This is a genomic window from Ensifer sp. BR816 (genome assembly GCF_000378985.1).
GTDB lineage: Bacteria > Pseudomonadota > Alphaproteobacteria > Rhizobiales > Rhizobiaceae > Sinorhizobium.
On the sequence record NZ_KB905370.1, the window covers coordinates 3,932,455 to 3,953,905 of the forward strand.

The window sequence follows — 21,451 nt, forward strand, 5'->3', positions numbered from 1 at the left end:
GATCAGAGAATCGGGTTTCCGGCAAAAGACAGGGTGTGCCGGCACCAAAAGTGGAGGAGAAAGTAGACATGAAGAAATTCATTCTGGGCACTGCGATGGCCGTGATGATGTCGACGGCTGCGCATGCTGAGACGATCGGCGTCTCGATGGCGCTGTTCGACGACAACTTCCTGACGGTTCTGCGCAACGGCATGCAGGACTATGCCAAGACGCTGAACGGCGTCGAGCTGCAGATCGAAGACGCGCAGAACGACGTCGCCAAGCAGCAGAGCCAGATCCAGAACTTCATCGCTGCCGGCGTCGATGCGATCATCGTCAACCCGGTCGACACCGATGCGACCGCCGCCATGTCGAAGATCGCCGCAGACGCCGGCATTGCGCTCGTCTACGTCAACCGCGAGCCGGTGAACATCGACTCGCTTCCGGAAAAGCAGGCCTTCGTCGCATCGAACGAAGTCGAATCCGGCACGCTGGAGACGCAGGAAGTCTGCAAGATGCTCGGCGGCAAGGGCAAGGCCGTCGTCATGATGGGCGAGCTCTCCAACCAGGCCGCCCGCATGCGCACCAAGGACATCCACGACGTTCTCGCCACCGACGCCTGCAAGGGCATCGAGATCGTCGAAGAGCAGACCGCCAACTGGTCGCGCACCCAGGGCGCCGACCTGATGACCAACTGGCTTTCCGCCGGCGTTGAGTTCGATGCCGTGATTGCCAACAACGACGAAATGGCGATCGGCGCCATCCAGGCGCTGAAGGCTGCCGGCCGGTCGATGGACTCGGTCGTCATCGGCGGCGTCGACGCCACCCAGGACGCGCTTGCCGCCATGGCTGCCGGCGACCTCGACGTGACCGTGTTCCAGAACGCGGCCGGCCAAGGCCAGGGCTCGGTCGATGCCGCGCTCAAGCTCGCCAAGGGCGAAGCGGTCGAGAAGAAGGTCTACATCCCCTTCGAGCTCGTCACGAAGGACAACCTGGACAAATACCAGGCGAAGAACTGATCGTTCCTCTTGGGAGCGCGGCCAGGGCCGCGCTCCCATCCGAAACAAGTCCCGCCTGAAGCCGATGGGCCTATGAGAGGGCTGTCCACCCTCTGCGTGGACGTTCCGGCCGAGGCCGGAAGATGGGGAGGCAATGACCATGACGCTCAGTCCCACAACGATGGCAGCCGTGCGCGCCAGCGGTGCCGTACCCAATGCCGAATATCTCCTGACCGCCGAAGGCGTGCGCAAGGAATTCCCCGGCGTCGTCGCGCTCGACGACGTTGAGTTCAAGCTGAAGCGCGGCACGGTGCACGCGCTGATGGGCGAGAACGGCGCCGGCAAGTCGACGCTGATGAAGATCCTCGCCGGCATCTATCACCCGGACCAAGGTGAGGTGAAGCTCCGCGGCGTCGACATCCAGCTGAAGTCGCCGCTCGACGCGCTCGAAAACGGCATCGCCATGATCCATCAGGAACTGAACCTGATGCCGTTCATGACGGTCGCCGAGAATATCTGGATCCGCCGCGAGCCGAAGAACCGCTTCGGCTTCGTCGATCACGGCGAGATGCGTCGCATGACGGCCAAGCTCTTCGAGCGGCTGAAGATCGACATAGATCCGGAAATCGAAGTCCGCCATTTGTCGGTCGCCAGCCGGCAGATGGTCGAGATCGCCAAGGCGGTCTCCTACGAATCCGACGTCCTGATCATGGATGAGCCGACTTCGGCACTGACGGAACGCGAGGTGGCGCATCTCTTCGAGATCATCCGGGATCTGCGCTCGCAGGGCATCGGCATCGTCTACATCACCCACAAGATGAACGAGCTGTTCGAGATCGCCGATGAATTCTCGGTCTTCCGCGACGGCAAATATATCGGCACGCACGCCTCGAGCCAGGTCACCCGCGACGACATCATCCGCATGATGGTCGGCCGCGAGATCACCCAGATGTTCCCGAAGGAAGAGGTGCCGATCGGCGACGTCGTGCTGTCGGTCAAGAACCTGACACTCAACGGCGTCTTCCACGACGTCTCCTTCGACGTGCGTGCCGGCGAAATCCTCGGCGTTGCCGGACTTGTCGGCTCGGGCCGCTCGAATGTCGCCGAGACGCTGTTCGGCGTCACGCCGGCAAGCTCGGGAACGATTTCGATCGACGGCAAGGAACTGGTGATCGACAACCCGAATACGGCGATCAAGAACCGCATGGCGTTCCTGACCGAGGACCGCAAGGACACCGGCTGTCTGCTGATCCTCGACATTCTCGAGAACATGCAGATCGCCGTCTTGCAGGACAAGTTCGTCAAGCGCGGCTTCGTGAGCGAGAAGGAAGTCACCGCGGCCTGCGAGGAGATGAGCCGCAAGCTGCGCGTCAAGACGCCGAACCTTTCGGAGCGCATCGAGAACCTCTCGGGCGGCAACCAGCAGAAGGTGTTGATCGGCCGCTGGTTGCTCACCAATCCGCATATTCTGATCCTGGACGAGCCGACACGCGGCATCGACGTCGGCGCAAAGGCCGAGATCCACCGACTGGTGACCGAACTCGCCCGCAACGGTGTCGCCGTCATCATGATCTCGTCGGAAATGCCCGAGGTGCTCGGCATGAGCGACCGGATCATGGTCATGCATGAGGGCCGCGTCACCGGCTTCCTCGACAGGGCAGAAGCCACCCAAATCAAGGTCATGGAGCTTGCCGCGCGCTAGTGCGGATGCCGACCGCAGGGAGGAAAGACAATGGAAACCAATATCGCTGCACAGGGCGCGGGTTCGCCGCTTGCCGGGTCGAGACGGCGCCTGCCGCCCGAGTTCAACATCTTCCTGGTGCTGATCGGCATTGCGCTCGTCTATGAAGTTCTCGGCTGGCTGCTCGTCGGCCAGAGCTTCCTGATGAACCCCCAGCGCCTGACGATCATGATCCTGCAGGTGTCGGTGATCGGCATCATCGCCGTCGGCGTGACGCAGGTCATCATCACCGGCGGCATCGACCTTTCCTCAGGCTCCGTAGTCGGCATGACGGCAATGATCTCGGCGAGCGTCGCGCAGGCCTCCACCTGGCCGCGGGCGCTCTATCCCTCACTGACCGACCTGCCTGCCATCGTGCCGATCGGGCTTGGCGTCGGCATCGGCCTCCTTGCCGGCTACATCAACGGGCAATTGATCGCCAGGACGAAAATTCCGCCCTTCATCGCCACCCTCGGCATGATGGTGTCGGCACGCGGCATCTCCAAGTGGTACACGAAGGGCCAGCCGGTCTCCGGGCTTATCGAGCAGTTCAATTTCATCGGCACGGGCATCTGGCCGGTCATCGTCTTCCTCGTGGTCGCGCTGATCTTCCATATTGCGCTCCGCTACACCCGCTACGGCAAGTTCACCTATGCGATCGGCGCCAACGTCCAGGCCGCACGCGTGTCCGGTATCAATGTCGAAGCGCATCTGATCAAGGTCTATGCCATAGCCGGCATGCTGGCCGGCCTCGCGGGAGTCGTCACTGCAGCCCGGGCCCAGACCGCACAGGCCGGCATGGGCGTCATGTACGAACTCGATGCGATCGCCGCAACGGTCATCGGCGGCACGTCGCTGACCGGCGGCGTCGGCCGCGTTACCGGCACCGTGATCGGCACGATCATCCTCGGCGTGATGACCTCCGGCTTCACCTTCCTGAGAGTCGACGCCTACTACCAGGAGATCGTCAAGGGCGTGATCATCGTTGCCGCCGTGGTCGTCGACGTCTATCGCCAGAAAGGCCGGAAAAAGACGTAAAGAAACTGCCTCCCAGTGAAGCCGCTAGCCGGGATGAAGAAATTCATCCCGGCATTTTTGTTTTCTGCTGCCTACTGCATGTCTTTGTCCTTAAATCGACCTCGATTTAAGGACAAAGACATGCAGCAATTCAAAGTACTACAGCGACCTTTGCGCGTCTGATAGGACGCGCGGCGCTGTATATCGATCGATATTCTTGCCGTTCGACATATGCTTCCCTTGCAAGGCAGCTCGGTAGACTCTGCCGTGGCAATCGGCTGGCCGATAGACTATATGAACGGCATTCCAAACCTATCGGAGATTTGTCATGTCATCGCAGCGCAAGCCTGCGAACCAGGTTCAATCGCGTTTTTCTCGCCAGCTCTGGAACGAGCTGCTGCGGGTTCAGACCCGCGACGCCGCGTCTCTTCTGGAAGCCCGCGACCGCGAAGAATGCGAAGAGCGTTCGTAGCGGCTTCGCGGCTGCGGCCTTCACCCCGCCGGGAACGTGACGACCACCTTCAAGCCGCGGCCGCCCTCGCCGTCCTCGAGACGCATCGTTCCGCCGTAGAGCGCGGCGATTTCCTCGACGATCGGCAGGCCGAGCCCGGTGCCGGGCGCCTCGGTGCCGCCGCGCCGGAAGCGCTTCAGCACCGCCTCGCGCAGCTCCGGCCTGATGCCCGGGCCGTTGTCCTCCACCTCGAGCGCGACCTCGTTATCCGAGCCTGAGACACGCACCGTCACCTCCGCCCCGCGCCCGGCATAGAGCAGCGCATTGCCGATGAGGTTCTTCAGCAGCTCACCGACAAGCAGCGGCTCGGCCCGGATCCATTGTTCCCCTTCGCCGGCAAAGCCGAGATCGATGCCGACCTCGCCGGCCGCCGGCACGTGCTCGGCGGTGATGCTGCGCGCCAGCCGGGCAAGTTCGATCCGCTCCGATCCACGCGCCTCCTCCTTGGCGGCCGCATCGATCTTCGCCATCAGCAGCAATTGCGCCAAGATGCGCTCGGCATTGGCGACCGCCTCATCCGCCTTCGCGGCGGCTGAAAGCGCCTCGTCGACCGTCGCCGCCCGGCGGGCGAGCGCCAGCTGCGTGCGGATAATGGCGAGAGGCGTGCGCAACTGATGGCTGGCATTGCCGGTGAAGTGGCGAAGCGCATCGAGTGCCGACTGCAGCCGCACCATGAAGGAATTGACCGTATCGACCAGTCCCTGCACCTCGCTCGGCACACGCTCGCCGATCGGATGGAGATCGTCGGGACTGCGCTCGGCGATCGCGTCGCCGAGCCGGTAGAGCGGCCTCAACGAAAAGGTCACAGCCACCCAGACGATCAGGGCGGCCCCGGCGATCATCAAGCCGAGGCGGAGCGCCGAGTGCAGCAAGATCGTCTGCGACAGCTGGCGTCTCGCGATCGTCGTCTCGGCGACCGTGACGACGAAGGGAACGGAATTGACGCCGGTGGAGGCGGAGCGGCGAAGCACCGCCAGCCGGATGGGCTCGCCGCGGAACACCGCATCGGCAAAACTCGTCGACTGGCCGGCGACCTCGGGAAGCGACGGCAGTGTCTGGTAGCCGGTGATGAACGCGCCCGGCGGGCCATCCACCCGGTAGAAGACGCGATCCTGCGCGGCCGAGGTCAGCATTTCCAGCGCCACATAGGGTATGTCGACCTGAAGCGTACCGTCCTCGGCGACGACGACGCGCTCAGCGATCGCCAGCGCCGAGCCTGCGAGCACCCGGTCCGAGACGACGTTCGCCGTCTTGACCGCCTCCCGATAGGTATCCATCAGGGCGAGTACGCCGATCACCGCGGTCGAGATCAACAGCCAGCCGAGCAGCCTACGTCTCAGCGAATAGACAGCCGTCCTCATTCGGGGTTCGCCGCCTTGTCGAGGTAGTAGCCGATGCCGCGGGCCGTGCGCACCGTCAGCCCGTAGGGCGCCAGGCGCTTGCGCAGCCGGCTCACATATTGCTCGATGGCATTGGGGCTGAGATCGTCATCGAGGCCGGTCAGCGATTGAACGATCGCGTCCTTGGCAACCACCTTGCCGGCGCGCATGAACAGGAGCTCAAGGAGCCCTAGCTCGCGGGCCGGAATCTCGATCGGCACGCCGCCGGCCGAAAAGCTGCGCGCATTGAGATCCAGCGAGACATTGCCATAGCTGACGACCGAGCTGCGCAATCCGGCCTGACGGCGCAGCAGGACCCGGACGCGCGCCTCGAACTCGCCGATGTCGAAAGGCTTGATCAGGTAGTCGTCGGCGCCGAGATCGAGGCCCTTGATCCTTTCTTCGGGCGAGCCGCGGGCCGTCAGGATCAAAACCGCCGCCCGGTTCTGCCGGGCCCGCATGGCGCGCAACACGTCGAGCCCATCCATCTCCGGCAGGTTCAGATCGAGGATGACCAGATCGAAGCTCTCGGCCGCCGCGACGGCATGCGCCGAGGCGCCGTCGTTCACCACATCGACGGCATAGCCGCTGCCGCGCAAAAGCGCCGAGAGACCCTCTGCCAGGGCCTGATTGTCTTCAACGAGCAAGATACGCAAATCGTCACTCTCCCCCGCTTCACCTTATCGGTCGCGACCTTGCTTGTGAACGGCGTGTGGGTGAGGCATTGTGAAATTATGCGGTTCTTGATTTCCTTCGCTTTTTGGTTGTTTCTCGCCGGGTTCGCCTGCGCCGCGCCGGTGTTCTTCCCGGCCGTTTCCGGCGATGCGGCCGCACCGGTTCTCGTCGTCTATTCCTCGCTCGACGAGCCCCTGGCGCGCCCCATGATCGTCGGCTTCCAGAAGGCCAATCCGGATGTCGCCGTGCGTTACGAGGACATGCTGACCGGCGAGATCTACGACCGGATCGTCAAGGAGACCGATGCCGGCCAGACGACAGCCGATTTCGCCTTTTCCTCCGCGATGGACCTGCAGGTGAAGCTCAGCAATGACGGCTATGCGCAGCGCAGCGACCTGCCGATGAGCGGCCGCTGGCCCGCCTGGGCGAACTGGCGCAACACGGCCTATGCGCTGACCTTCGAGCCCGCCGTGTTCGTCTATCACAAGCCGAGCTTTTCGGGAGAAAGGCCGCCGGCGACGCGCGCCGAATTCGTCGATTATCTCAAGCGTCAGGGAAGCGACGTCTTCGGCCGCATCGGCACCTATGATATCGAGCGATCCGGCGTCGGCTTCCTGTTCATGGCCCGCGACCAGGAACAGTTCGGCGACATATGGAGCGTCATCCAGGCGATGGGCGCGGCAGGCGTCAAGCTCTATTCGACCAGTCAGGCGATCCTCGAGCGGGTAGCGGACGGGCGCTTCGTGCTCGGCTACAACATCCTCGGCTCCTATGCCGCCGACTGGGCCTCCCGGCACCCGGATGTCGGCATCGTGCTGCCGAAGGACTATACCGTCGTGATGTCGCGAATCGGCCTGGTGCCGCAGGCGGCCGCTTCTCCCGATCTCGGCCGCCGCTATCTCGAATTCTTCATGTCGAAGGAAGGCCAGACGATCATGGCGCGCGAGCTTGAGATCCCGGCCGTCAGCCCGGAGGTAGCCGGCGAGAACACCGCCAATACCATGCAGGAAATGCTTGGCGGGCAATTGAAGCCGGTGCCTGTCAGTCCCGGCCTCATGGTCTATCTCGACCAGGTCAAACGCGCCCGGCTGATCGCACGCTGGAACGAAGTGCTCAGACTCCAGTGAATATTCGGCCGCCGAAACAAACCGTTTACGAGCCAGCGGGTTGATGTCAGGTTAATGTCAGCTTTCTATGTTGGTTTAGGGCCGCTGGCGACCCGTGGAGGCGGAATGCCAGCAGCGCATCGGGAGGAAATCACCAATCCGGTCGGAGGTTGCCGCTTTTAGGTCAACCGCCCGTTTCTCCCGTTCGCGACAACAATCACCGCGCGGACGAACCGCGCCTACGGAGGACCGACCTTGAAACACTTCTTCCTCGCATCCATTCTCGCCGGCGCGCTGGCGCTTCCGGCCTATGCCGCCGACTACACGATCATCGCGCCGGCAAATCCCGGCGGCGGCTGGGACCAGACCGCCCGTTCGCTGCAGACCGTCATGCAGCAGGAAGGCATCTCCGGCAATGTCCAGGTGCAGAACGTGCCGGGCGCCGGCGGCACGATCGGCCTCGCCCAGTTCGCCAGCCAGCAGAAGGGCAACCCGAACGCCCTGCTCGTCGGCGGCTATGTCATGGTCGGCGCTATCCTCACCAACAACTCGCCGGTCACCCTCAAGGACGTCACGCCGATCGCTCGCCTGACGGGCGAATACGAGGCGATCGTCGTTCCGGCCGCGTCCGAGATCAAGACGATGGCCGATCTCGTCGAAGCGCTGAAGAAGGATCCGGGCGCAGTTTCATGGGGCGGTGGCTCGGCTGGCGGTACCGACCACATCGCCGTCGGCCTCATCGCCAAGGCTGCCGGCGTCGACCCGACCAAGATCAACTACATCGCCTATTCCGGCGGTGGCGAGGCGCTTGCTGCGATCCTCGGCAGCCAGGTGACGGCCGGCATCTCCGGCTATGGTGAATTCGAGTCGCAGGTCAAGGCCGGCACGCTCCGCCTCCTCGCGGTAACGAGCGCCGAGCGCATCGCCGGCATCGATGCCCCGACGCTGAAGGAATCCGGCCTCGACGTCGTCGTCGAGAACTGGCGCATGGTCGCCGCCGCTCCGGGCCTCACCGACGAGCAGAAGGCGGCCGTCTCCGCCGACATCGAGAAGCTCGCCAAGTCCGCCGGCTGGCAGGAAGTGCTGAAAACCAAAGGCTGGCAGGACACCTACCTCGCCGGCGACGCCTTCAACGAGCAGCTCGCCAAGGACGTTACGGCCACCGAAGCTGTCCTCAAGGACATCGGACTGGTCAAATGAGCAGGGGAGATAGCCCTTCCGTCGAAACGCGCCGCCCTGATCGGGCGGCGCTCATCATCGCCGTCGTGCTGGCTGCGATTGCCGGCGTGATCTTCTGGGACGTGTCCCGGCTCACCGGACTTGCCGGCTACTCGCAGGTCGGTCCGACCACGGTGCCTTACGCGATCGCCTGCTGTCTGATCGGGCTCGCCATCTGGACGGCCGTCGAGGGCTTCAGGGGCGACTTTGCCGAGCGTGAACCGCAGCAGTTCGGACCGGTCGCCTGGGTCGTCGGCGGGCTTGCGGCGCAGATGCTGCTGCTCAACACGCTCGGCTTTTCGATCGCAACCGGCATCCTCTTCGCCATGACGGCGCGCGGCTTCGGGAAACGGCAACTTTGGCTGACAATTCCCTTCGGCATCGTCGCAAGTTTCGTCGTCTGGACGATTTTCGCCAAAGTCCTGCAATTGTCGCTGCCGGCAGGACCGCTTGAACGCCTGCTCTTCTAGAAAGGCCGACAATTATGGGTACTCTTGACTTCCTTTTGCAGGGGCTGCTGGTTGCTGCGCAACCGATGAACCTGCTTTATGCGCTGATCGGCGTGACCCTCGGCACGGCCGTCGGGGTGCTGCCGGGCATCGGTCCGGCGCTCACCGTCGCGCTCCTTCTGCCAGTAACCTACCAGCTCGACCCCGGCGGCTCGCTGATCATGTTCGCCGGCATCTATTACGGCGGCATGTATGGCGGCTCGACGACGTCGATCCTGCTCAACACGCCCGGCGAAAGCTCCTCGATCGTCACCGCGCTCGAAGGCAACAAGATGGCGCGCGCCGGCCGCGGCGGCCCCGCCTTGGCAACGGCAGCGATCGGCTCCTTCGTCGCCGGCCTCATTGCCACCATGGGCCTCGCCTTCATCGCCCCCTATATCGTCAAGCTGGCACTCGTCTTCGGTCCGCGCGAATATTTCGCGCTGATGGTGCTCGCCTTCGTCACCGTATCTTCCGCCTTCGGCGACTCGACGCTGCGCGGCCTTACCTCGCTCTTCGTCGGCCTGACGCTCGCCTGCATCGGCATCGACCAGTTGACCGGCCAGGCGCGGCTTTCCTTCGGGGTTCCGGATCTGCTCGACGGTATCGAGGTGACGACGCTCGCGGTTGCCATGTTCGCGATCGGCGAGACGCTCTACATCGCCGCCCAGGGCGACAAGGGTCCCGACAAGGTCGAGGCCGTGCGCGGCTCGGTCTGGATGAGCGCCTCGGATTGGGCCCGATCCTGGAAGGCGTGGCTGCGCGGCACCTTCATCGGCTTCCCGATCGGCGCGATGCCGGCCGGCGGCGCCGAGATCGGCACCTTCCTCTCCTATGCCACCGAGAAGCGCCTGAGCAAGCATCCGGAGGAATTCGGCAATGGCGCGATCGAAGGCGTTGCAGGGCCGGAAGCCGCGAATAATGCGTCCGCGGCCGGCACGCTCGTGCCGCTGCTGACACTCGGCCTGCCGACATCCGCAACCGCAGCCATCATGCTCGCCGGTTTCCAGCAATATGGCCTGCAGCCGGGGCCATTGCTCTTCGCGACCAACCCGCAGCTCGTCTGGGGCCTGATCGCCAGCCTGCTGATCGCCAACTTCATGCTGCTCGTGCTGAACCTGCCGCTGGTCGGACTGTGGGTAAAGCTTCTGACGATCCCGAAGCCATGGCTCTATGCCGGCATCCTGCTGTTCGCGACGCTCGGCACCATCGGCGCCAATCCGTCGGTCTTCGAGCTCGGCATGCTGCTCGCCTTCGGCCTGCTGGGCTACATCATGCGCGTCTTCGGCTACCCGATTGCGCCGGTTGTCGTCGGCCTGATCCTCGGGCCGCTCGCCGAACAGCAGCTGCGCCGGGCGCTGTCGATCAGCCAGGGCGATGTGACCGTGCTCTTCACCTCGCCGATTGCGGCGGTGCTGCTGGCGATCGCGGCCCTGGCCTTCATCGTACCACTGATCTTGAGAGCTCGCGGCCGCGGCGAAGTGCTCGCCCAGCTCGCGGCAAGCGAAGACTAATCGCTTCCGCCTGCCTCCCAAGGCACCTTGGCGCGGGACGAGGAGGGGCAGCCACGCCCCGCTCTGCAACAGGCCCGGTCGGCGAATGCCGACCGGGCCTGCTTTCATTGCATGGCTGGGGTGAGGTTTTGTGCATTGCAAAAAGGCCTCGCGAGGCCCATCTTTTGCTCATCGAATTGCGAAAGAAAGTGAGCAAAGACAATGACTAGCAAGAACCGCATGGGCTTCATCGGCCGCGCCTTCGCCGTGCTCGGCGCAGCGACCGCCGCAGCCGCGGCAGTCGAAGGTCACCGCCGCCCGAACGCTCGCGACCTGCACACGCTCGGCATCAATCCGGCCAACTTCCCGGATACCCGCCGCGGCTGATGCGAACCGGGCTGTCGGACGATATCGTCCCGCGGCCCTGAGACTACGGAACGAACGGCGGCTGAATTTGCCGCCGTTGCGACGAATTCCCCGATTGCGACCCGCAAACGGCCATGCCTGCCATCCGACGCAGGCATAAGCCTGAGCCTTGACCCGCTGCGCTGCCGTGTCATCCTCGTCGGATGATCAGCGCTGTGCTCTTGGATCTTGCCGGCGTCATCTACGATGGCGAGAAGGCCGTACCCGGCGCGGCAGAGGCCGTCGCCCGCCTGCGGGCCACCGGCCTTCCCATCCGCTTCGTGAGCAACACGACCCGTTCGAGCAAGCCGACCATACTTGCCCGGCTCGCGAAACTTGGGCTTCCGGTGACGGGGAACGAGCTCTTCACGCCGGCCGAAGCCGCCTGCGACTGGCTCCGCGCGCAGGCGCGCACCGCCCACCTTCTCGTCCATCCCGATCTAATGCCCGAGTTCCAGGATCTGCCGGCTGGCGGCCGCATGGCTGTCGTCGTCGGCGACGCCGGCGATGCATTCGACTACAAGGCGCTGAACACCGCCTTCCGAAAACTCGTCGACGGCGCCGAGTTGCTGGCACTGGCGCCAAACCGCACCTTCAGGGACGCCGACGGGGAGTTGAGCCTTGATGCGGGAGCCTTCGTCGCCGCGCTGGAATTCGCCAGCCAGCGGCAAGCAATCGTCCTCGGCAAGCCGGCACCCGGCTTTTTCCACGCCGCCCTCGCCACCATTCCCTGCCCGGCAGCGGACGCCGTGATGGTTGGGGACGATGCGGAAACGGACGTCGCCGGTGCGTTGGGCGCCGGTCTCGGTCACGCGCTGCTGGTGCGTACGGGAAAGTATCGCGAGGGCGACGAGGCGTGCTTCGCGCCGGCGCCGACCGCCACGATGCCCGACATTTCGGCTGCGGTCGACTGGATCCTCGCAAGGCGCGGTGGAACAGAATGAATCTCTCATAATCGAACAAAAAAAGGCGCCGACCGAAGTCGGCGCCAAGCACTTGGGAGTACTGGCGCATCGGCCCAAAAATCGGGTTCGATTTTCGGAAAGCACGATGCGTGGATTCAAAGTGTTACAGCGCCGCGCGTCTGAAAAGACGCGCAGCGCTGTAAGCTTAAGCGACCTTCGAGACCTGCGCCGGAACGGACGCAATCGTCTTCAGCACGCGCGAGGCAATCTGGTAGGGGTCGCCCTGGGAGTTCGGGCGGCGATCTTCGAGATAACCCTTGTAGCCGTTGTTGACGAAGCTGTGCGGAACGCGGATCGACGCGCCGCGGTCGGCAACGCCGTAGCTGAATTTGTTCCACGGCGCCGTCTCATGCTTGCCCGTGAGGCGCAAGTGGTTGTCCGGACCGTAGACTTCGATGTGTTCCATCAAGTTCTTCTCGAAGGCGGCCATCAGCGCTTCGAAATAGTCCTTGCCGCCGACTTCGCGCATATAGGCGGTCGAGAAGTTGCAGTGCATGCCCGAGCCGTTCCAATCGGTGTCGCCCAGCGGCTTGCAGTGGTACTCGACGTCGATGCCGTATTTTTCCGTCAGGCGCTGCAGCAGGTAACGAGCCATCCAGACTTCGTCGGCAGCCTTCTTGGAGCCCTTGCCGAAGACCTGGAATTCCCACTGACCCTTGGCCACTTCGGCGTTGATGCCTTCATGGTTGATGCCGGCAGCGAGGCAGATGTCGAGGTGCTCTTCGACGATCTGGCGAGCGATGTTGCCGACGTTCTTGTAGCCGACACCGGTATAGTACGGGCCCTGCGGTGCCGGGTAGCCCTGCTCCGGGAAGCCGAGCGGGCGGCCGTCCTTGTAGAAGAAGTATTCCTGCTCGAAACCGAACCAGGCGCCTTCGTCGTCGAGGATGGTGGCGCGGTTGTTCGACGGATGCGGCGTCTTGCCGTCCGGCATCATGACCTCGCACATGACCAGCACGCCGTTGGTGCGGACCGGATCCGGGTAGACGGCAACCGGCTTCAGCACGCAATCGGAGCTGCGGCCTTCGGCCTGGTTCGTCGAGCTTCCGTCGAAGCCCCACAGCGGAAGCTGCTCGAGCGCCGGGAATGCGTCGAATTCCTTGATCTGCGTCTTGCCGCGGAGATTTGGTACGGGGGTGTAGCCATCGAGCCAGATGTACTCGAGCTTATACTTGGTCATTAGCGAATCTCTCTAACGTGGTGCTGCGAGGTTTGAGCAATTCCTAGCGCGCGTGGCACGGGAACGTGCTCGCCACCAGGGATCGACTCCCATCAAGCATCAAGCGTGCCAACTCGACGATCGGCGCGACTCTTTTTTTGGTCGGCCGTCGATTCAGACTGGTTTCCCGCCGGGTGGCCGTAAGGCCTCTGCGAACGGCAAGTGGCCCGTCCAGGCCCCAACGCCCTGCCACCGTGTTGATTTTGCTGGATATCCGCCCCTCCCATGCACCGGGCGATCGTGAAGCTCGATCGGGCGGGGGAGGAACAAGCGCCGCAAAATGCGTCAGTTGCGCGCAGCTGCCTAAAAAATCGCACCGAATTCCCACCCTCAACAGCGAACCGGGGTGGTTGCTTGCGATTCCGGCAGGCAATTGATCGATTTTTCAGCAATTAGCGCAAATGATGTGCAATTTCCGCCGCAGCGTACTATCTTTCTGGTCAGGACTCACGGGAGACCAGAGCATGGCCACGAGTTTTCAGGGCAAGACCGCGACGATCTACCAGTTCCCGACACATATCTCCCGGAAGGCCGAGGATCGCCGTTCGGAGGTGCAGCGCAAAGCGAGTCTCGCTTCGTCGGAAGTGTGCGCGGCTGCCATTGACGGCTGCTGGTACCACGAGGAAGCGGTTCGCGAGGACACAAGCACCAAGCACTGAGTGCGCTATTGGAGCGTCAACAGATATAGGTTGCCGGCGAGGTCCGAAACAACGAGTTGCCGGGCGTCCCAGACGAGCACCGAGACCGGCCGTGTCAGGCCGTCGAGAATGGTGCTCCTGCTCTTCGTGGCAGCATCGATCTTGAGCAGTCGGCCACTGCCTTTTGCGAAGCCTTGCTTCTGATCATAGGTCCCGTGCTCGAGCACGAACATTCCCCCGTCGTTTGCAAAGGCAATAGCCACCGGCGCGTTGAGGCCGTCAACCTCGAGCCGCGGTTCGGGCGCGCCCCCAGTCGGGATCGAAACGACCGTCCCTGCCCCTGCAAGGAAGGGAAAGCCGCCGAACAGCGCGACATGGAGACGCCGCTCGTGGAGCGCAATCCCGGTCGGCACCGCATCGACCTCGTAGCTACTATCCGCCGCGAATTCCGTCGGCGAAAGGTTCTGCAACGTATCGGCCGCCTGCGGCAATCGTCGAAAACTGACCACGGTCCTCTTTCGCCCGTCGGATCGCACATGCTCGACACTGTTGCGTGCCGCGTCGACGACATAGAAGCCTTGGTCGGCGGCGACGAAATCGAACGGGTTCCAGAAATCATTGCTGATGATACGCGTCTTGCCCGCGGCATCGATCGCAACCAGGCTGTGATCGCGCGGATCCGCTTCGGCGCTGGCCGGTGTCCACCCTTGAGCCACGATGAGTTCGGCACCGACACGCGCGACACGATACGGCCCGGTCGGGTCGCCGATAACGTCGGGGCCATGGGGAAAGACCGGACCGAAGGGCTGGAGGCGCCCGTCTTCACCGCGACGATAGAGGCGACCGCTGGCGAGCTCGGTGACGAGCAGGCTCCCGCCGTCGCGGGCAAGGCCGGCAAAGGCGGCGCCGGGGACATGAACCGTCTCGAGCCGGTAGCCCGCTGCCGCCACCGGCTCGGCAGCCGCGCTGCCAGCCAGAAGCAGCGCCCCGGCGGCGGCGATCAGCGCGAGGAGCGGACGCATCGGAAACCGCCATTCGCAGCAAAACGGAAGTCGGGATCGTAGGCGAGCCGGTAGGTGGTCGTCAGGTGGCGCGCGTCGCTGTTCCAGGCGCCGCCGCGAAGCACGCGATGGCGGCCCTCGGTGGCCGACGCTCCGACGTAAGGTCGATAGACGTCACGCGTCCATTCCCAGACATTGCCGACAAGATTGAGCACGCCTTCCGGACTGGCGCCGGCGGCGAAAGACTCTGCAGGGGCGGTCATCGCATAACCGTCGCGGTCGTCGCCGGAGCAGCAGAGAGCCGCACCGATGTTGGCCCGCTCCTCGAGGCGGTCGCTGCTGCCCCAGGGAAAGGCGTTACCCTCGGCGCCCCGCGCCGCCCTTTCATACTGCTGCTCGGTCGGCAAGGCGAGGCCATGATGGCGGCAGAAGGCATCGGCGTCCGGCCAGCTGACGCCGACCGCCGGCCGGTCGGGAAGTCCAAGCAGCGGGTGATCGGCATAGAAGGCGGGCCGATGCCCGGTCTCGGCGGCAAAGCGGGCATATTGCCGATTGGTGATCTCGGTGCGGTTGATGGCAAAGGGTCTGCCCTGGACGACGCGTTGCGGCCTCTCGTTCTCGGGGCCGTCGTCGCGGCCGAACACGAAGGGACCGGCGGGGATTTCAATGAGCGGGTTGCCATCAATCGGCTGGGGGTCGCCGGCGAGCGCTCCGGACGAGATGACGAAAGCGATTGCCGCTGTCACGGCATGAAGGCGCGATCCGAGTACCAGACCACACCCCCCTCTGCCTTGCCGGGCATCTCCCCCGCAAGGGGGGAGATCGGCTAGAGGCGCCGCCTTGCGCGATATCGGGGTCGAAGATGCTGAAATCGTCAAAGTGGCTGATGCAGGTGAAAGTAAATTGTGCAGGCAAGACATTGCCGCTTGCCGATCTCCCCCCTTGAGGGGGAGATGCCCGGCAGGGCAGAGGGGGGTAACGGCACCCGCCCCAATTCGATCCGTGCCCAAGATCTCAATTCTGAATGTCGACACGTCGCTCCGTCTCCGCATCGAACAGGAACATGCGGTCTGTCTCGATCCTGGTGCCGACCCGCTGGTCGATCTGGCCGGCGAAGTTCTTGTCGGCGCGCAAGGTCATGAGCCGGCCGCCGAGTTGCAGGCTGACAAGCGTGTTTTCGCCGGTCAGCTCCACCGAATAGATCGGTGCGACAAGATTGACGTCAGGGTCCTCCGGGTTCACCACGTGGACATCCTCGGGTCGCACCCCGAGCACGGCGCGCGGAATGCTGACGTGGCCGGCACCGCCGACCCGCAAGCCTGCGCTCGCAAACACGCCGTCCTTCACCTCCCCCGGGATGAGGTTCATCGGCGGGGAACCGATGAAACCCGCGACGAAGAGCGTGCGCGGATCGTTGTAGATTTCCCGCGGCGTTCCGAGCTGCTCGATCACGCCCCTGTTCATCACGGCGACGCGATGGGCGAGCGTCATCGCCTCGATCTGGTCGTGTGTCACGTAGATGGTCGTGACCTGCAACTCGTGCTGCAGGTGCTTCAGCTCCGCCCGCATCTGGGTGCGCAGCTTGGCATCGAGATTGGAAAGCGGCTCGTCCATCAGGAAGACGCGCGGCGTGCGCACGATGGCACGCGCCAGCGCCACGCGCTGGCGCTGGCCGCCCGAAAGCTCCTTGGGCAGGCGCTTCAGCATCGTATCGAGCTCGACGCGGCGCGCCACCTCGGTGATGCGTCGCTTGTATTCCTCCGGCGGCACTTTGCGGATCTTCAGGGGGTAGCCGATATTGTCCTCGACGGAGAGGTGCGGATAGAGCGCATAGGACTGGAAAACCATCGCCACGTCGCGATACTTCGGCAGCACGTCGTTGATGCGGTCTGAATTGATAAAGATATCACCGGATGTCGCCTCCTCGAGGCCGGCGACCATCCGCATCGTGGTCGTCTTGCCGCAGCCCGAGGGCCCGAGCAGCACAAGGAATTCCTTGTCGCGGATCTCGAGGTTGAAATCGTGGACCGCGACGAACTCGCCGAATTTCTTGGTCACATTGTCGAACCGGACGGACGCCATAGGCCTCGACCCCTCACCCTTTGACAGCGCCGAGGGAGAGCCCCCGCACGAGATGCTTCTGGACGATGAAGGCGAAGATGACGATCGGCACGCAGGCCATGAAGCCCGCCGCGCTGATCTCGCCCCAATAGGTCTTGTACTGGGTTACCCGCCCGGCAATGCCGATCGGCAGCGTCTGCGATTGCTCGGTCAGCGTGATGACGAGCGACAGCAGGAACTCGTTCCACGAGATGATCAGGCAGAAGATGGCAGTCGCCGCGAGCCCGGGGCGGGCGAGCGGCAGAGCAACGTGCAGGAAGGCGCCCCAGCGCGTGTCGCCGTCGACGATCGCCGCCTCTTCCAGCTCGACCGGCAGATCCTGGAAATAGCTTTTCATCATCCAGGTCGCAAACGGCAGGTTGAAGGCGGTATAGGCGATGATCAGCGCCGACTTGGTGTTGAGCATGTCGAAATAGTTGAAGAACAGGTAGAGCGGGATGATGCTGACGATCGGCGGCATCATCCGCGTCGAAAGGATCCAGAACGAAATCTGCTTGCGCCACTGCCAGGGGTAGCTGAACCGCGCCAGCGCGTAGCCGGCCATCGTGCCGAAGGTCACGGAGATGGCGGTCGTTCCGGCGGCGACGAGGAAGCTGTTCAGCGCGTAGCGCAGGAACGGACGTTGGATGAATGCTTCGTCGTAGTGCTTCAGGGTCGGGTTGCGCGGCAGCCATTCGGGCGGAACGGCGAAGATGTCGATGTCGAACTTGAAGGAGTTCGCCGCGATCCAGTAGACGGGAAAGAGCGTCAGGATCAGCGCAACCAGGATCGTCAGATAGGCCGACAGGCGGAGAAGCATCTCCCGGCCGCGGCTGCGTGTCCTGATCGTCGCCATCGTCTCACTCCGCCAGCCGCATGCGTTTCATGAACCAGGTGCTGAGCACGATCGTCACGAACAGCACGAAGAGCGATATCGCCGCCGCATAACCGGGATCGGCGAAGCGATAGGCGACCTGGTAGATGTAGAGGCTCAGGACCTTGGTCCGGTCTGCCGGGCCGCCTCCTGTCAGGATGAAGACGAGATCAAAAAGGCGCAGCGCATCCATGACGCGCAACAGCAGCGCAATGGCGATCACCGGCTTCAGGAAAGGCAGCGTCAGATCCCAGAACTGGCGCCAGGACGAAGCGCCGTCGAGCGCTGCCGCCTCATAGGGCTCGACCGGCAGACTTGCCAGCCCCGCCAACATCAGAAGGAATATGAACGGCGTCCATTGCCACACATCGGCGACGATTATCGAAAACATCGCGAGGTTTACGTCGCCCGCCCAGGCCTGGACGGGAAGACCGAGCTGAAACATGATCTCGTTCAAAACGCCAAACTGCGGCTCATAGATGATCTTCCACGTGATCGCGACGGCAATCGGCGGCAGCATCATCGGGATCATCAGCACCGTCTTTAGGAAGCTGAGGCGCCGGATGTACCTGTCGAGCAGCAGCGCCAGGCCGAGGCCGAGAACGAATTCGAGCGCCACCGCCACGATCGTGAACACCGCCGTGTTGCGGACCGCGACGTGAAATTGTGGGTCGGAAATGAGACGCACGAAATTGCCGGTGCCGACGAATTCCCAGGGCAGGTCGGGATTGGGGCTGATCCGGTGGACCGCCGCATAGAACATGTAGACACTGGGAAAAATCGTCAGCACCAGAAGGATGAGCACGGTCGGCGCAAGCATCAGGTAGCGCAGATGTCGCTCCGTCCAATGCTCCAGCGATCCTCCCGGCTGGAGCGACTTGGCGAGCTCGCCCTTGTACTTCAGCATCGGCCCCTCCCGTAGACCCTGTCCGTACGCACCGTGACACCCGTGCGACGGCAAGAGCGGGGCTCCCGGGAGCCCCGCTCGACACAGGCAACCGTCTATTTAAGGCCGGTGATCTGCTCCACCGCGGCTTGCGCGTTCTTCAGCGCCTCCTCCGGCGTGATCGTGCCCGCGACCGCCTTGGAAAGCTCGATCCCGAAGGCATTCTCGATCTCCGGCCACTTCGGATGGCGCGGACGCGGCGTCGAGGCCTGGATCGCCTCCATCAGCACCGGATAGTGGCGGAACTGCTCCTGCTTGGTGAGGTCCGCATCGGTGAAGACCGAGGCCCGGACGGGCGGATTGCCGCGACTCGCGGAAATCTTGATCTGCTCGGGCGAGGTCGCCCAGATCATGAAGTCGAAGGCCTCCTGCTTGTTCTTCGACGCCGCCATGATCCCCATGGTCCAGTGGCCGATCTCCGAACTGCCCGGCTTCGTGCCGGCCGGAATCGGGCTGTAGGAGATCTTGCCGACCATCTTCGACTGGCTCGGATCCTCGAAGGTCGCAACCCAGTTCGGCCAGTTGATCGACGAGGCGGCGGTTCCGGCGGCAAGGGCCGTACCGACCTCGTTGGCGTTATAACTCTCGATCCCCTTCGGCGACACGTCGCGCAGCGCGATGAACGTCTTCATCGCGGCCGCCCCTTCCGGCGTATCGATCGTCACCTTCGTGCGGTCCTCGTTGAACATATTGGCGCCGTAGGACCAGAAGATCGGCATGAAGTCGGCCACGACGGGGTTGCCCTGGCCGCCGCGGAAGACATAGCCGAAATAGCGACCGCCACCATTCTCGGTCAGCGTCTTGGAAGCCTTCAGGACGTCGTCCCAGGTCTTCGGAGCCTCGACGCCGGCCTCCTTGTACTTGGCTGCGTCATAGAAGAACATCTGGGCATTTCCCACATAGGGCAGGCACACATACGGTCCCGTATTGTAGGGATTGCGGCAGATCGCCAGCGACTTCGACAGGAAGTCGTTGTCCGGGCCCTCCATGCCCGCATTCTTGAAGTATGGCGTCAAGTCCTCGAGATGTCCGTTCTCCGCGAAAAACGGAATCCACGGGTCATCCATCAGGATGATATCGAACACGCCGGATTTCGTTGCTCCTGCATTGGCACCCTGTTCGAAGACATTGGCATAGGGCGCCTGGACGATCTCCACCTTCGTGCCCTTCATCTTCGAGTAGTCGTCAGCAGCAGCCCTAAGGCCGTCGCCCTCGCTGCTCGATGGCACAAGGACCGTGAAATCGGCCCAGGCAGACGCGCTGATGGCAAACGCCGATGTCGCCACGGCGAGGGCCAGACAGAATTTGCGCAACATTGAATACCTCCCAATCCGAGCTCTTGACGAAACCCCCTTCCTGGAGGTCCCGCCCGATCCGGCTTGGCGGAGAGGCTGATGCAACGTCCATGAGTTCCGGGCCCCACAACGGGTCCGACCCTCGTCGGGCTTCTCCACAAGCCGACGTTGCTCCCAACGCAAATCTACCACATTCCGCTTGATTTAGAGAGGGTGGTATCAGCTACCGCTTTTGCTGCAACTTGAAAGGCCCGCGGTCCGCGGAAGGAGCAGCCTAACCCGTCACATAGCGAATGGTTCTGGACATTCGCGCGAGAAAGGCAGGCCTCGAAGAGGCAACGAGCTTCCATGACAGGACCGCCTGCGCCATGCGTCGCGGCAGCACACCCACTGACAGGAACCAGGCCGCCAGCATGGCACGGCGGCGCAGCGAGACATTCATCTCCATGCTGGCAGCGGCGCCGGCCGCGGCAAGCGAAAGCCGCGAGTCCTCCGCCACCGGATGGCGCTGGCTGTCCACGCAGAGCGAAGCCAGGCGTTCCTCGAGATGCGTCGGATCGCGCAAATTGGCGTCCGCCGGTACTTCCAGCCCGACGTCCTCGGCCTGACGCGAAAGGGCATGCAACCGATGGAAATCATGCTCCACCCGCCAGCGCGCCCTTTGGCCGAGTCTCTCGGCGAAGATCGAATGGTTGTTTCCGTGCATACGGTAGGCGCCGAGACAGGTGTCGATCGACCTTATCCTCCCATAAAGCGGTGCCACGGTGACCAGATAGCCGTCGGCGCCCTGCCGGAACTCCTGCTCAGGGACCGGCATGATGTTCTCTAGCGCCGAACGCGCGAAAGCCAGTCCGCTGGTGACGGTCGTCTGGTAGCGCGCACGACGCAACAACTGCGGGATGACGTCGCCGGAATCGAAGGGCACTTCGGGCGGCGGGAAGACGTCCTTGACGCGCTGCCGTTCGTCGACGATGTGCAGCCGGAACTGCATCTGCGCGACCTCGCCATCCCATTGGGCGACAATCTCGGAAACGGCGTTCGGGTAGAGGTAGTCGTCGGCGTCGAGGAACAGGACGATCGCGCCGCGGCTTGATGCAAATCCGCTGTTGAAGGCCGCGGCATGACCGCCATTCGCCGCTCGCAGGCATGGCTTGATCCGGGTGCCGTACGACGCGATGACCTCGGCGGAGTTGTCGGTCGATGCATCGTCGACGACGATGACTTCCACGTCGCCGTAGCTCTGGTCGAGGGCGCTCTCGATCGCGTTCCTCAGGAAACGGGCGTAGTTGTAGTTCGCAATGATGATGGAGACCGGAAGTCGGTCTTGGATGGAATGCATCGCATGAACCTCGCAGATCTGCTTTGGTTGCGGCGAACCTTCATTCGGTCCTTGGAGAAATGCCCGCTCCGGAATGCAGCCTCTC

At 63.5% G+C, this 21,451-nt stretch carries 21 protein-coding genes; 11 read left to right on the forward strand and 10 right to left on the reverse strand.

Annotated features, from left to right (window positions below):
• The first annotated feature begins 68 nt into the window (after positions 1–68).
• The 4 genes from RHIBR816_RS0118910 (at position 69) to RHIBR816_RS38010 (ending at position 4,186) form a co-directional block, all read left to right on the forward strand.
• Positions 69–998, forward strand: a complete 930-nt coding sequence (locus tag RHIBR816_RS0118910; protein WP_018238150.1) for a sugar ABC transporter substrate-binding protein — start codon at positions 69–71, stop codon at positions 996–998.
• Positions 999–1,137: 139 nt separating this feature from the next.
• A complete protein-coding gene (locus tag RHIBR816_RS0118915; protein WP_026187186.1) occupies positions 1,138–2,679 on the forward strand; it encodes a sugar ABC transporter ATP-binding protein in 1,542 nt (513 codons plus the stop codon).
• A 30-nt stretch (positions 2,680–2,709) separates the two neighbouring features.
• Complete coding sequence (locus RHIBR816_RS0118920) at positions 2,710–3,735, forward strand: ABC transporter permease (RefSeq protein WP_018238152.1); 1,026 nt, start codon at positions 2,710–2,712, stop codon at positions 3,733–3,735.
• Positions 3,736–4,042: 307 nt separating this feature from the next.
• The gene (locus tag RHIBR816_RS38010; RefSeq protein ID WP_018238153.1) at positions 4,043–4,186 is read left to right on the forward strand and encodes a hypothetical protein; all 144 of its coding nucleotides are present in this window, start codon (positions 4,043–4,045) and stop codon (positions 4,184–4,186) included.
• Between the two features lie 20 nt (positions 4,187–4,206).
• Here the strand turns inward: RHIBR816_RS38010 and RHIBR816_RS0118930 are convergent, their stop codons facing one another.
• Positions 4,207–5,586: a sensor histidine kinase gene (locus tag RHIBR816_RS0118930; RefSeq protein WP_018238154.1), complete on the reverse strand. Its 1,380-nt coding sequence runs from the start codon at positions 5,584–5,586 to the stop codon at positions 4,207–4,209.
• Entirely contained in the window at positions 5,583–6,260 is a 678-nt protein-coding gene (locus RHIBR816_RS0118935; protein WP_018238155.1) for a response regulator transcription factor, read from the reverse strand. The genes RHIBR816_RS0118930 and RHIBR816_RS0118935 overlap by 4 nt, the downstream gene beginning before the upstream one ends.
• Positions 6,261–6,338: 78 nt before the next feature.
• On the opposite strand from RHIBR816_RS0118935, the gene RHIBR816_RS0118940 reads away from it, so the two are divergent.
• The 6 genes from RHIBR816_RS0118940 to RHIBR816_RS0118965 all read left to right on the forward strand — a co-directional run bounded on the left by RHIBR816_RS0118940 (position 6,339) and on the right by RHIBR816_RS0118965 (position 11,933).
• Complete coding sequence (locus tag RHIBR816_RS0118940; protein WP_018238156.1) at positions 6,339–7,406, forward strand: ABC transporter substrate-binding protein; 1,068 nt, start codon at positions 6,339–6,341, stop codon at positions 7,404–7,406.
• Between the two features lie 234 nt (positions 7,407–7,640).
• On the forward strand, positions 7,641–8,585 hold the full coding sequence (locus RHIBR816_RS0118945; RefSeq protein ID WP_018238157.1) for a tripartite tricarboxylate transporter substrate binding protein: 945 nt from the start codon (positions 7,641–7,643) through the stop codon (positions 8,583–8,585).
• A complete protein-coding gene (locus RHIBR816_RS0118950) occupies positions 8,582–9,073 on the forward strand; it encodes a tripartite tricarboxylate transporter TctB family protein (protein ID WP_018238158.1) in 492 nt (163 codons plus the stop codon). Before RHIBR816_RS0118945 ends, RHIBR816_RS0118950 begins: the two co-directional genes overlap by 4 nt.
• A gap of 14 nt (positions 9,074–9,087) precedes the next feature.
• Entirely contained in the window at positions 9,088–10,605 is a 1,518-nt protein-coding gene (locus RHIBR816_RS0118955) for a tripartite tricarboxylate transporter permease (RefSeq protein ID WP_018238159.1), read from the forward strand.
• 201 nt (positions 10,606–10,806) lie between these two features.
• Positions 10,807–10,971 (forward strand): hypothetical protein, encoded by a 165-nt coding sequence (locus RHIBR816_RS36200; RefSeq protein WP_083854030.1) that lies wholly within the window; start codon positions 10,807–10,809, stop codon positions 10,969–10,971.
• 182 nt (positions 10,972–11,153) lie between these two features.
• Positions 11,154–11,933: a TIGR01458 family HAD-type hydrolase gene (locus tag RHIBR816_RS0118965; protein ID WP_018238162.1), complete on the forward strand. Its 780-nt coding sequence runs from the start codon at positions 11,154–11,156 to the stop codon at positions 11,931–11,933.
• 166 nt (positions 11,934–12,099) lie between these two features.
• Here RHIBR816_RS0118965 and RHIBR816_RS0118970 read toward each other — a convergent pair whose 3' ends face one another.
• The gene (locus RHIBR816_RS0118970; protein WP_018238163.1) at positions 12,100–13,134 is read right to left on the reverse strand and encodes a glutamine synthetase beta-grasp domain-containing protein; all 1,035 of its coding nucleotides are present in this window, start codon (positions 13,132–13,134) and stop codon (positions 12,100–12,102) included.
• Positions 13,135–13,637: 503 nt separating this feature from the next.
• On the opposite strand from RHIBR816_RS0118970, the gene RHIBR816_RS0118975 reads away from it, so the two are divergent.
• On the forward strand, positions 13,638–13,832 hold the full coding sequence (locus tag RHIBR816_RS0118975) for a DUF2735 domain-containing protein (RefSeq protein WP_026187187.1): 195 nt from the start codon (positions 13,638–13,640) through the stop codon (positions 13,830–13,832).
• A gap of 5 nt (positions 13,833–13,837) precedes the next feature.
• Here RHIBR816_RS0118975 and RHIBR816_RS0118980 read toward each other — a convergent pair whose 3' ends face one another.
• From RHIBR816_RS0118980 to RHIBR816_RS0119010, 7 genes are all read right to left on the reverse strand, one after another.
• Entirely contained in the window at positions 13,838–14,833 is a 996-nt protein-coding gene (locus tag RHIBR816_RS0118980; protein WP_018238165.1) for a ScyD/ScyE family protein, read from the reverse strand.
• Positions 14,812–15,558 (reverse strand): SUMF1/EgtB/PvdO family nonheme iron enzyme, encoded by a 747-nt coding sequence (locus tag RHIBR816_RS0118985; RefSeq protein ID WP_018238166.1) that lies wholly within the window; start codon positions 15,556–15,558, stop codon positions 14,812–14,814. The genes RHIBR816_RS0118980 and RHIBR816_RS0118985 overlap by 22 nt, the downstream gene beginning before the upstream one ends.
• Before the next feature lie 268 nt (positions 15,559–15,826).
• Positions 15,827–16,894, reverse strand: coding sequence for an ABC transporter ATP-binding protein (locus RHIBR816_RS0118990; protein ID WP_018238167.1), 1,068 nt, complete (start codon positions 16,892–16,894; stop codon positions 15,827–15,829).
• A 13-nt stretch (positions 16,895–16,907) separates the two neighbouring features.
• Positions 16,908–17,768, reverse strand: coding sequence for a carbohydrate ABC transporter permease (locus RHIBR816_RS0118995; RefSeq protein ID WP_018238168.1), 861 nt, complete (start codon positions 17,766–17,768; stop codon positions 16,908–16,910).
• A gap of 4 nt (positions 17,769–17,772) precedes the next feature.
• The gene (locus tag RHIBR816_RS0119000; RefSeq protein WP_018238169.1) at positions 17,773–18,693 is read right to left on the reverse strand and encodes a carbohydrate ABC transporter permease; all 921 of its coding nucleotides are present in this window, start codon (positions 18,691–18,693) and stop codon (positions 17,773–17,775) included.
• Between the two features lie 95 nt (positions 18,694–18,788).
• Positions 18,789–20,048: an ABC transporter substrate-binding protein gene (locus RHIBR816_RS0119005; protein WP_018238170.1), complete on the reverse strand. Its 1,260-nt coding sequence runs from the start codon at positions 20,046–20,048 to the stop codon at positions 18,789–18,791.
• 253 nt (positions 20,049–20,301) lie between these two features.
• Positions 20,302–21,366 (reverse strand): glycosyltransferase, encoded by a 1,065-nt coding sequence (locus RHIBR816_RS0119010; protein WP_018238171.1) that lies wholly within the window; start codon positions 21,364–21,366, stop codon positions 20,302–20,304.
• Between the last annotated feature and the right edge of the window lie 85 nt (positions 21,367–21,451).

Bases quoted from the DNA above. Each gene is read 5' to 3' on its own strand.
- RHIBR816_RS0119005 (WP_018238170.1), bottom strand. From the start codon at position 20,048: ATGTTGCGCAAATTCTGTCTGGCCCTCGCCGTGGCGACATCGGCGTTT.
- RHIBR816_RS0119010 (WP_018238171.1), bottom strand. From the start codon at position 21,366: ATGCATTCCATCCAAGACCGACTTCCGGTCTCCATCATCATTGCGAAC.
- RHIBR816_RS0118965 (WP_018238162.1), top strand. From the start codon at position 11,154: ATGATCAGCGCTGTGCTCTTGGATCTTGCCGGCGTCATCTACGATGGC.
- RHIBR816_RS0118980 (WP_018238165.1), bottom strand. From the start codon at position 14,833: ATGCGTCCGCTCCTCGCGCTGATCGCCGCCGCCGGGGCGCTGCTTCTG.
- RHIBR816_RS0118940 (WP_018238156.1), top strand. From the start codon at position 6,339: ATGCGGTTCTTGATTTCCTTCGCTTTTTGGTTGTTTCTCGCCGGGTTC.
- RHIBR816_RS0118920 (WP_018238152.1), top strand. From the start codon at position 2,710: ATGGAAACCAATATCGCTGCACAGGGCGCGGGTTCGCCGCTTGCCGGG.
- RHIBR816_RS0118995 (WP_018238168.1), bottom strand. From the start codon at position 17,768: ATGGCGACGATCAGGACACGCAGCCGCGGCCGGGAGATGCTTCTCCGC.
- RHIBR816_RS0118910 (WP_018238150.1), top strand. From the start codon at position 69: ATGAAGAAATTCATTCTGGGCACTGCGATGGCCGTGATGATGTCGACG.
- RHIBR816_RS0119000 (WP_018238169.1), bottom strand. From the start codon at position 18,693: ATGCTGAAGTACAAGGGCGAGCTCGCCAAGTCGCTCCAGCCGGGAGGA.
- RHIBR816_RS36200 (WP_083854030.1), top strand. From the start codon at position 10,807: ATGACTAGCAAGAACCGCATGGGCTTCATCGGCCGCGCCTTCGCCGTG.
- RHIBR816_RS38010 (WP_018238153.1), top strand. From the start codon at position 4,043: ATGTCATCGCAGCGCAAGCCTGCGAACCAGGTTCAATCGCGTTTTTCT.
- RHIBR816_RS0118955 (WP_018238159.1), top strand. From the start codon at position 9,088: ATGGGTACTCTTGACTTCCTTTTGCAGGGGCTGCTGGTTGCTGCGCAA.
- RHIBR816_RS0118970 (WP_018238163.1), bottom strand. From the start codon at position 13,134: ATGACCAAGTATAAGCTCGAGTACATCTGGCTCGATGGCTACACCCCC.
- RHIBR816_RS0118990 (WP_018238167.1), bottom strand. From the start codon at position 16,894: ATGGCGTCCGTCCGGTTCGACAATGTGACCAAGAAATTCGGCGAGTTC.
- RHIBR816_RS0118975 (WP_026187187.1), top strand. From the start codon at position 13,638: ATGGCCACGAGTTTTCAGGGCAAGACCGCGACGATCTACCAGTTCCCG.
- RHIBR816_RS0118915 (WP_026187186.1), top strand. From the start codon at position 1,138: ATGACGCTCAGTCCCACAACGATGGCAGCCGTGCGCGCCAGCGGTGCC.
- RHIBR816_RS0118950 (WP_018238158.1), top strand. From the start codon at position 8,582: ATGAGCAGGGGAGATAGCCCTTCCGTCGAAACGCGCCGCCCTGATCGG.
- RHIBR816_RS0118930 (WP_018238154.1), bottom strand. From the start codon at position 5,586: ATGAGGACGGCTGTCTATTCGCTGAGACGTAGGCTGCTCGGCTGGCTG.